Source organism: Microvirga sp. P4_A5 (genome assembly GCF_056402495.1).
The window spans coordinates 255,971-263,850 of sequence record NZ_JBFUHH010000001.1; the positions used below are offsets into that span (position 1 = coordinate 255,971).

Consider the following 7,880-nt stretch of genomic DNA (forward strand, 5'->3'; position numbering starts at 1 on the left):
CGGCGATCAACAGGTTCGGAGCCGTTCCCCGCCGCGCCACTCACGGGCAGGGATTGCAATGCTCCACGTGGATCGCATCGATGCGTGCCTCGAGTTCGGGCGAGATCGTGACGCCGATGGCGGCGATGTCGGTTTCCAACTGCTCCATCGAGGTCGCGCCGATGATATTGGCCGCGACGAAGGGGCGCGAATTGACGAACGCGATCGCCATCTGGGCCGGATCGAGATCGAATTCCCGCGCCAGCGCGATGTATTTGCGGATCGCCTGTTCGGAGACCGGATTCTCATAGCGCTGGCCGCGATTGAACAGGGTGGTGCGGGTGCCGGCCGGACGCGCGCCGCCCAGGTATTTGCCGGTGAGGTAGCCCTGCGCCAGCGGCGAATAGGCGAGCAGCGAAACCTCCTCGCGCATGGAGATTTCCGCCAAACCCACCTCATAGGTGCGGTTCAGGAGATTATAGGCGTTCTGGATCGACTGGACGCGGGGAAGATTGCGGGCCTCGGCATGCTTCAGAAACGTCATGGTGCCCCATGCGCTCTCGTTGGAGAGCCCGAAATGGCGGATCTTGCCGGCTTTCACGAGGTCGCCCATCACATGGAGCGTCTCCTCGATCGGGTGGGACTGTCCCTCCTGCATCCGAAAAACGGTCGGGTTCGAACCCCATGGCATCGGCCGATCCGGAAAATGGATCTGATAGAGGTCGAGATAATCGGTCCCGAGCCGCTTGAGGCTCTTGTCGATGGCCTCCTCGATCTGCGCGCGGGACAATTCGCTCGGCGAGCCGTCGTCACGAAGCCACGTACTGGTCGAACGGCCGACGACCTTCGATGCGAGGATGACCTTGTCGCGGTTGCGGCGCGCCTTGAACCACGAGCCGATGATCCGCTCGGTCGAGCCTTGCGTCTCCGCCCGCGGCGGGATCGAGTACATTTCGGCCGTGTCGATGAAGTTGATGCCCTGATCGAGGGCGTAATCGAGCTGGGCGTGGCCTTCGGCCTCGGTGTTCTGCTGGCCCCACGTCATCGTGCCGAGGCAGATCAGGCTGACATTCAGGTCGGTGCGACCGAGGCGGCGATATTCCATCGATAATACTCCTCGCGTGGGGCCCCTATGGCCTTTCGCGTGTGATCGGGACGGTGCCGACGACGTGTCAGCGTTTTGTGAGGGTCGCGAGAAATCTCTCGACGACGGGCAGGATGCGCGAAACGATCACCTCCACCCCCTGGGCCGTCGGATGTAGGCCGTCGGGGAGGTTGAGGTTCGTTTCGCCCGCGACCCCATCCAGGAAAAACGGATAGAGCACAAGGTCGTGCTTCTCCGCAATCTCCGGGTAGAGCCCGTCGAACGACCGGGCGTAGGTCGCGCCCAGATTGGGAGTCGCAACCATCCCCGCGAGCATCACCGGGATGCCCCGGGCCTTCAGGCGCTCGACGATTTCCTCGATGGCGCGGCGCGGCACTGCCGGGTCGAGGCCGCGCAGCATGTCGTTGGCGCCCAGTTCGACGATGACGCCGTCGGTGCCGTCGGGGATCGACCAGTCGAGCCGGTCGAGCCCTGCCGACGCGGTATCGCCGGACACTCCCGCATTCACGATCTCGACGGCGTGGCCCTTCGCCTTGAGCGCTTTCTCCAGCTTTGCGGGGAAGGCTGCCTCGGTCGGCAGGCCGTAGCCGGCGCTCAGGCTGTCGCCCAGGGCCACGATGGAAAGGGGCTTGCTCTGGGCAAAGGTCCGCGGTGCAGTCGCCATGGTGGCGCCAAACGCCACCGCGCACGCAAAAATGATCGTCATGAATGGGCCGGGTTGGCGCTTCATCAAATGGCTTCCCATATGGTTCGGATGGAGCCGGCCTCACGTGTGCCGGATTTCTTTTGGCGAATTTCCAAGTTTAGAACATCAAAGAGATCGGGTGACCGGGGATGCACGACAAGGCCATTTCGCTGCACGATGTCGATTTGAGCCTCGGCCGGGGGGCCGCGCGGGTTCACATCCTGAAGGGTCTCAGCCTCGACATCGCGACCGGCGAAGCGGTCGGGCTCGTGGGTCCCTCCGGCTCCGGCAAATCGACGCTTCTCATGACGATGGCGGGACTGGAGCGCCCCGATAGCGGCCGGATCGTCGTGGAGGGTACCGATCTCGCGGCCCTCGACGAGGATGCGCTGGCGCGGTTTCGCGGCCGCCGCATCGGCATCGTGTTTCAATCCTTTCATCTCGTTCCCACCATGACGGCCCTCGAAAATGTGGCCTTGCCGCTCGAACTCGCGGGCAGCCGCGATGCCTTTGAGCGCGCCGAGGCGGAGTTGCAGGCGGTCGGCCTCGGCCACCGGCTCCAGCACTATCCCGCACAACTCTCGGGCGGCGAGCAGCAGCGTGTGGCGATTGCGCGCGCCATCGTCCCCAATCCGGCGATTCTGGTGGCGGACGAGCCGACGGGCAATCTCGACGAGAGCACCGGACAATCGATCATCGACCTGCTGTTCGCGCTGAAGCGGGACCGCGGTGCCACGCTCGTTCTCGTAACTCACGACCTCAATCTCGCGCGGCTTTGCGACCGCATGGTGCGGCTGCGATCCGGGCGCCTCGAAGCCGATTCCGTATCCCTGCCGACCGAAGGGGCGGCGTGATGCACGGCACCGTCGCGCTTCCCCAGCCCCGTCCCCGGCCCACGCCCGCCTCTCCGCTGATCCTGCGTCTGGCGTTACGCGAATTGCGCAGCGGCCTGCGGGGCTTCGGGATCTTCCTCGCCTGCATCGCGCTGGGCGTGGCGGCGATAGCCGGGATCTCTTCCCTGTCGCGGTCGCTCACCGAAGGCATCGGCCGGGAGGGCCGCCGCATCCTCGGCGGCGACATGGCCTTCTCGCTCCTGCAGCGGGAGGCCAATCCGGTGGAGCGGGCGTTTCTGTCCGCCAAAGGCCAGGTCGGCACGGTGGCGGGCCTTCGGGCCATGGCGATCGCCGGCGAAAAGGGCTCGGCCCTTGTGGAATTGAAAGCCGTCGACGGTTCCTATCCGGCGGTCGGAACCCTCGAGACCGATCCGCAGATGCAGCCGGCCGAGCTTCTGGCGAGGCGGGACGGCGCGTTCGGGGCCGCCGCCGACCCGGTCCTGCTGGCGCGTCTCGACATGAAGGTGGGGGATCGCGTGACGATCGGCGACGCCACCGTCGAATTTCGCGCCAGCCTGACGTCCGAGCCCGACAAGATCGCGAGCGGCATCGGCCTCGGACCCCGTCTTCTGGTCTCGCAGGAGGCGCTCGCCGCGACCGGGCTCGTGCAGCCGGGGAGCCTCGTGCGCTGGACCTACCGCCTCATGCTCCCGCCGGTTCTCGCCACGGATGCGGGCTTGCTGCAGGTCGAGGCGGAGGCGGCGCGGGCGCTGCCCGAAGCCGGATGGAGCATCCGCACCCGCATGAACGCGGATCCGCGATTTGCCAAGAATATCGAGCGCTTCACCCAGTTTCTGACCCTGGTGGGCCTGACGGCGCTCCTGGTCGGCGGCGTCGGGGTGGCAAATGCGGTGCGCGGCTTCGTCGATCGCAAACGTGCCTCCATGGCGACCCTCAAAAGCCTCGGTGCGCCCGGCGGACAGGTGGTGGCGCTCTACATGACGCAGGTGATGGCGATCGCCGCCATCGGTATCTCCATCGGGCTTGTGGTCGGCGCCGCGCTGCCGTTCATCGTCACGGCCCTTTTCGGCCATCTGCTGCCCATTCCCATCGCGCCGACGCTCGCCTGGGGCGAACTCGGAATCGCGCTGCTCTACGGGTTGCTGACGGCGCTGGTGTTTGCGCTGGCGCCGCTCGGGCGAGCCCATGACATTCCGGTTTCGGGCCTCTTCCGCGATCAGATCGAGCCCGACCGCTCCTGGCCGCGCAAGCGCTACCTCGTGGCGCTGGCGCTCGCGGTCGCCGCTTTGGTCAGCCTTGCGGTCTTCGCCGCCTATGACCGCCGCATCGCGCTGATGTTCGTCGGAGCGGCGGCGGCCTCCTTCGCGCTGTTGCGGCTTGTTGCCCTTGCGATCATGGCGATCGCCCGGAATCTTCCGCGTCCCCGGCGCACGGGTCCGCGCCTCGCGCTGGCCAATGTGCACCGTCCAGGGGCTCTTACGCCCTCGCTCGTGCTCTCGCTCGGCCTCGGCATCACGCTCCTGGTCACGCTTTCGGTGATCGACACCAACCTTACCCGCCAGCTCCAGCAGACGCTCCCCGAAAAGGCGCCGAGCTTCTTCTTCCTCGACATCCCGAATGCCCGGGCGGACGATTTCGAGGGTTTCCTGAAACGAGAGGCGCCGACGGCCCATGTGGAGCGGGTGCCCATGATGCGCGGCCGGCTCGTCACCCTGCGCGGCCAGCCCGTGAGCCAGATCAAGGCCAGCGAAGAGGTGTCGTGGGTGCTCGACGGCGATCGCGGCATCACCTATGCGACGAAGATCCCCGAAGGCTCGAACCTCACCGCCGGCGAATGGTGGCCGGCCGATTATCGCGGCAAGCCGCTGGTCTCGTTCGAGGCGAAGGTCGCCGAGGGCCTCGGCCTCTCGATCGGCGACGAGATTACCGTCAACGTCCTGGGCCGGAACATCACCGCCACCATCGCCAATCTGCGACTGGTAGAGTGGCGTTCGCTCGGCATCAATTTCGTCATGGTGTTTTCGCCCAACGCCTTCGCGGGGGCGCCGCACACGCACCTGGCCACGGTGACGTTTGCCAACGGCTCGGATGCGCGGACCGACGCGCAGATCCTACGTCAGGCCGCGCAAACCTTTCCCATGGTGACGAGCGTGCGGGTCAAGGACGCGCTGGAGGCGGTGAACGACATCGTGTCGCAACTCGTCATGGCGATCCGGGGCGCGAGCGCGATCGCCCTTGTGTCGAGCCTTCTGGTTCTCGCCGGCGCCCTCGCGGCGGGTCATCGGGCCCGGCTCTATGATGCGGTCGTGCTCAAGACGCTGGGCGCCACCCGGGCGCGGCTGCTCTCGGCCTATGCGCTCGAATACGGCATTCTCGGCATCGCCAGCGCGGTCTTCGGGCTGATGGCCGGCACGCTCGCGGCCTATCTCATCCTCACGCGTGTCATGAATCTCGGTTTTTCGTTCGACCTGTCGGGCGCGTTACTGGCCTCCGCCCTCGCCGTGCTGGTGACGGTGGGTCTTGGCCTTGCCGGCACCTGGAGAATTCTCAGTCAAAAACCTGCGCAGTATTTAAGAAACCTTTAGGGGTTGCGGCATGCGCACGCAGGTGACGCCCGGTTGCTACGATACCCGGTAGCCGGCACAACTTGAGTATTCTTTGTCACGAAGAATTGAAGCTTGGCCTTCCCCCTTGCGTATCCCCGGCCGACAACTCATATTCCGAAAGTCGCCATGAGATGGCGGCCGAAGGTCGATGTCTCGACCTTTTCGAGGGAACACAACGGGACACCGTGAGAAAGGGCTCCGATGCAACCGTATGAGCAGAATCAGTATGCCGCCGGCACCGGCTTTGCCCGGTCGGCTGCGCAGGTCGATCAGGGCCTCCGCACCTTCATGCTAGGCGTCTACAACAACATGGTCCTGGGTCTGGCCATTTCGGCCGTGATCGCCCTGGGCGTGAACATGCTGGCCGTCACCAGCGATCCGTCGCTGGCCGTCGCCCGCATCGGCAGCRTAGGCCTGACCGAATTCGGGCGCGTGCTTTACGGCACGCCTCTGATGTGGGTGGTGGCGCTCGCGCCGCTGGCCTTCATCTTCATGTTCTCGTTCCGCATGGACAAGATGTCGGCCGCCTCGGCCCGCATGACGTTCTTCGCCTTCGCGGCGGTCATGGGCGCTTCGCTTTCGACGCTCCTTATCCGTTACACGGGCGCCAGTGTCGTGCAGGTGTTCTTCATCACCGCGGCCTCCTTCGGGGCGCTGTCGCTGTGGGGCTACACCACGAGCCGCAGCCTGTCGGGCATGGGCTCCTTCCTGATCATGGGCGTCGTCGGCCTGATCATCGCCTCGATCGTCAACATCTTCGTGGCGTCGAGCATGCTTCAGTTCGGCATCTCGGTGCTGGGCGTTCTGATCTTCGCAGGCCTCACCGCCTACGACACCCAGAAGCTGAAAGAGATGTATCTCTACGGCAATTACGACACCGAGGCCGCCGCCAAGGTGTCGGTCTTCGGCGCGCTGACCTTGTATCTGGACTTCATCAACATGTTCCAATTCCTGCTTGCGCTGTTCGGAAACCGTAACCAGTAAGATCGTCCACGAAACTTTTGCCAAGAAGCCCCGGCTGTCAGATGCCGGGGCTTTTTTGATATGAGCGACCCATGACCATTCTGGTGCGCCCGTCCCTCGCCACGGACATCCCCGCCATCACCGCCATCTACGCGCATGCGGTCACGCACGGAACGGCATCGTTCGAGCTGACGCCCCCCGATGCGGCCGAGATGGCCCGCCGGCGCGTCGCGCTGGTAGAGGCGGGTTTTCCTTACCTGGTCGCAGAGCGCGGCGGCGAGATCCTGGGCTACGCCTATGCGGGCCCCTACCGTCCCCGTCCGGCCTACCGCTCCACGGTCGAGGATTCGATCTATGTCGCGCCGGCCGCGCAGGCCACCGGCATCGGCCGGCGTCTTCTGACCGAGCTCATCCGCGAAGCCGAGGCGCGGGACTTCCGGCTGATGGTGGCGGTGATCGGCGATGCCGAGTCGCACGGGTCCATCTCTCTCCACCGCAGCCTCGGGTTCGAGATGGTCGGGAGCCTGCCGGGGATCGGCTACAAGCACGGGCGGTGGCTCGCCAGCGTGTTGATGCAGAGACAGCTCGGTCCCGGCACCGCGACGCCGCCCACGCGGGTTTCCGTTCCGTAAATCAGCAACGGGAAGGCGTCGTCAGCCGCCGACGACCCGCAGGGGTTTGTCGATGACCCGCAGGACGGTTGCCAAGTCGTTGCCGCGCTTGAGGATGAGGCCGCTCGCCACGACCACCGAATAGGCGCCTTGCTTTCGGGCGAGACGGGGCTCCTTCTCGACCCTGTAGAGAGGCACTTCGGAACTGCGCCGGTAAATTGAGAACACCGCCTTGTCGGTCAGGAAATCGATGGCGTAATCGCGCCACTCCCCCTCGGCGACCTTGCGTCCGTAGACATTCAGGATGGTCTGCAATTCAAGCCGGTCGAATGAGACCCGCTTCGGCGTGACGGGGAAGGACAGCACGGGGGCGGAATGGTGTGTCGATCCCTGAAGCGGGCTGCCGCGTCGCGGCTCCCCGGTTTCACCTTCGCTCATGATGCCTCCGGCGAATGTTGGTTTGGTGATGATGGGACGACCCGGGGCCCGGCGCAACCCGCCCTGTCGCAAGGGTTCACGCCATCGTCAACCAAGCCGCAATCTTGCCGCAATCGCGCCGTTTCGCAGCCCTTTTGCGGCGCGAAAAACGAACGTTGCCTCGACGGCCCGGTCCATCGTCCATCCGGATAGTCAGCCCCCCAGCCCCCCGGACGATTGGTGGGCCGGGCCAATTTCCCAGAGTCGGGGCAATACTTTCTTTCGTGCGAGCCGCCCACACGGGCGGCTTTTTCTTTTCACTGCGCGCACGCAGCCGAAAATGCTGCGTTTTCAGGATAAGCATCCTATTTTGGCTCTTCTGCGCCCCAAGACACGGGCAGGTGTTGCGCGGTTCACGGACCTGTGCCAACCCTCGCGAAGGATCGTCGATTGAGGATGCAGGCGCATGAAGCTGGAAACGCCAACCAGCGGCAGCGAATTGACAGCGCAAGCCGTAGCGATGCTGGAAACCAGGCATAAACTGGTCCCGCCGATCTTCGTCCCCGTGCTGTTCGGCCGGGTGCCCGCCGAGGATCTCGCTCCCTACTCATCCTTGGCGCTCGCGGATCTCGCGGCCGCCGCCTACGAGCATCTCAGGTC

At 65.2% G+C, this 7,880-nt stretch carries 8 protein-coding genes; 5 read left to right on the top strand and 3 right to left on the bottom strand.

Features of this window, described 5'->3' with window-relative positions; translation table 11 throughout:
* Window positions 1-40: 40 nt before the first annotated feature.
* Both AC1DVM_RS01340 and AC1DVM_RS01345 read right to left on the bottom strand, forming a co-directional pair.
* On the bottom strand, window positions 41-1,084 hold the full coding sequence (locus AC1DVM_RS01340) for an aldo/keto reductase (RefSeq protein ID WP_477251330.1): 1,044 nt from the start codon (window positions 1,082-1,084) through the stop codon (window positions 41-43).
* A gap of 67 nt (window positions 1,085-1,151) precedes the next feature.
* Window positions 1,152-1,814, bottom strand: a complete 663-nt coding sequence (locus AC1DVM_RS01345) for an arylesterase (protein WP_477251332.1) — start codon at window positions 1,812-1,814, stop codon at window positions 1,152-1,154.
* 104 nt (window positions 1,815-1,918) lie between these two features.
* Here AC1DVM_RS01345 and AC1DVM_RS01350 point away from each other — a divergent pair, with 104 nt between their 5' ends.
* From AC1DVM_RS01350 to AC1DVM_RS01365, 4 genes are all read left to right on the top strand, one after another.
* A complete protein-coding gene (locus AC1DVM_RS01350; protein WP_477251333.1) occupies window positions 1,919-2,623 on the top strand; it encodes an ABC transporter ATP-binding protein in 705 nt (234 codons plus the stop codon).
* A complete protein-coding gene (locus tag AC1DVM_RS01355) occupies window positions 2,623-5,208 on the top strand; it encodes an ABC transporter permease (protein WP_477251335.1) in 2,586 nt (861 codons plus the stop codon). The genes AC1DVM_RS01350 and AC1DVM_RS01355 overlap by 1 nt, the downstream gene beginning before the upstream one ends.
* A 222-nt stretch (window positions 5,209-5,430) precedes the next feature.
* On the top strand, window positions 5,431-6,213 hold the full coding sequence (locus AC1DVM_RS01360) for a Bax inhibitor-1/YccA family protein (RefSeq protein ID WP_477251337.1): 783 nt from the start codon (window positions 5,431-5,433) through the stop codon (window positions 6,211-6,213).
* 71 nt (window positions 6,214-6,284) lie between these two features.
* Window positions 6,285-6,824: an N-acetyltransferase family protein gene (locus AC1DVM_RS01365; RefSeq protein WP_477251339.1), complete on the top strand. Its 540-nt coding sequence runs from the start codon at window positions 6,285-6,287 to the stop codon at window positions 6,822-6,824.
* A gap of 21 nt (window positions 6,825-6,845) precedes the next feature.
* Here AC1DVM_RS01365 and AC1DVM_RS01370 read toward each other — a convergent pair whose 3' ends face one another.
* Window positions 6,846-7,241 carry a DUF2794 domain-containing protein gene (locus tag AC1DVM_RS01370; RefSeq protein WP_477251341.1) on the bottom strand — a complete coding sequence of 132 codons (396 nt, stop codon included), beginning with the start codon at window positions 7,239-7,241 and terminating at the stop codon, window positions 6,846-6,848.
* A 445-nt stretch (window positions 7,242-7,686) separates the two neighbouring features.
* On the opposite strand from AC1DVM_RS01370, the gene AC1DVM_RS01375 reads away from it, so the two are divergent.
* Window positions 7,687-7,880 (top strand): hypothetical protein (locus AC1DVM_RS01375; RefSeq protein WP_477251343.1); only part of this gene is annotated, 194 nt, incomplete at its 3' end.

What these genes read in the sequence shown, in the direction of transcription:
- AC1DVM_RS01340 (WP_477251330.1), bottom strand. Translation starts at nt 1,084, where the DNA reads ATGGAATATCGCCGCCTCGGTCGCACCGACCTGAATGTCAGCCTGATC.
- AC1DVM_RS01345 (WP_477251332.1), bottom strand. Translation starts at nt 1,814, where the DNA reads ATGAAGCGCCAACCCGGCCCATTCATGACGATCATTTTTGCGTGCGCG.
- AC1DVM_RS01350 (WP_477251333.1), top strand. Translation starts at nt 1,919, where the DNA reads ATGCACGACAAGGCCATTTCGCTGCACGATGTCGATTTGAGCCTCGGC.
- AC1DVM_RS01355 (WP_477251335.1), top strand. Translation starts at nt 2,623, where the DNA reads ATGCACGGCACCGTCGCGCTTCCCCAGCCCCGTCCCCGGCCCACGCCC.
- AC1DVM_RS01365 (WP_477251339.1), top strand. Translation starts at nt 6,285, where the DNA reads ATGACCATTCTGGTGCGCCCGTCCCTCGCCACGGACATCCCCGCCATC.
- AC1DVM_RS01370 (WP_477251341.1), bottom strand. Translation starts at nt 7,241, where the DNA reads ATGAGCGAAGGTGAAACCGGGGAGCCGCGACGCGGCAGCCCGCTTCAG.